The organism is Treponema sp. R6D11, assembly GCF_054786075.1.
Window position 1 is genome coordinate 1 of the sequence record NZ_BDHD01000450.1, and the last position, 1007, is coordinate 1007.

The 1007-nt window shown below is 42.9% G+C and carries 2 protein-coding genes; both read left to right on the top strand.

Going from position 1 to position 1007, the window contains the following annotated elements; genetic code table 11:
• The first annotated feature begins 7 nt into the window (after positions 1 to 7).
• On the top strand, positions 8 to 466 hold the full coding sequence (gene rpsL / locus ACYVTD_RS13875) for a 30S ribosomal protein S12 (protein WP_461248316.1): 459 nt from the start codon (positions 8 to 10) through the stop codon (positions 464 to 466).
• Positions 467 to 581: 115 nt separating this feature from the next.
• The coding region (gene rpsG, locus ACYVTD_RS13880) for a 30S ribosomal protein S7 (protein WP_461248317.1) at positions 582 to 1007 on the top strand (426 nt) is incomplete at its 3' end.

Below are 1007 nucleotides of genomic sequence, written 5' to 3' on the forward strand. Positions count from 1 at the left end.
GAGCTAGGTGCCAACTTGTCAACAATTAGTTAAAAAAGGCAGGAAAACAAAGGTTAATAAATCTAAAGTGCCTGCATTGAACTTTAAAAAGAATTCATTAAAGAACACAGAAGTTGCAGTTAATTCACCACTTGTTCGCGGTGTTTGCACGAATGTTACAACGATGAACCCTAAAAAGCCGAACTCGGCTATGAGAAAGGTTGCTCGTGTGCGTTTTACAAACGGAGCAGAAGCGTGGGCGTATATCCCAGGGATTGGTCATAAACTATCAGAGCATAGCGTTGTGCTTGTTCGTGGTGGTAGGGTTAAAGACCTTCCAGGTGTGCGCTATCACATCGTTCGCGGTACGCTTGATACAAGCGGAGCTGAAGGCAGAAACCAATCGCGTAGCAAATATGGTGCTAAAAAAGCGAAAGGTGGAGCTAAAGCAGCTGCACCCGCACCAGCCGCAGAGGCTAGCGAGTAGCAACTAAACTGCAAGTGTCTATTATATATATGTAGTAGGCGCGAACACGGATAAAAAATTCCGTGAGTACCCAGCGGGGGATAACCCTGCAAATAAGAGAGAGAGGGAAAGTAAAGTGCCAAGAAGAGGTAATGTTCCTAAAAGAGACGTTTTGCCAGATCCAGTTTATGGAGATAAGCTTGTAACACGTGTTGTTAACGTTATTATGCTAGACGGCAAAAAATCAGTTGCTCAAAAAATAGTATACGGAGCATTTAAAATTATTGAAGAAAAAACAAAAAAGGATCCGCTAGAAGTTTTCAAAGAGGCTATTGAAAAAATCAAACCATTGCTTGAAGTTAAGGCTCGTAGAGTCGGCGGCGCAACATACCAAGTTCCTATGGAAGTTCGCCCTGAACGTCAAAGAACGTTGGCTTTAAGATGGCTTGTAAGCTATTCTAGAAAACGTAGCGAGAGGACAATGAAAGAGCGTTTTGCGGCAGAGATATTAGCTGCAATAGATGAGCAAGGCGAGGCTTTCAAAAAGCGTGAAGATACACAT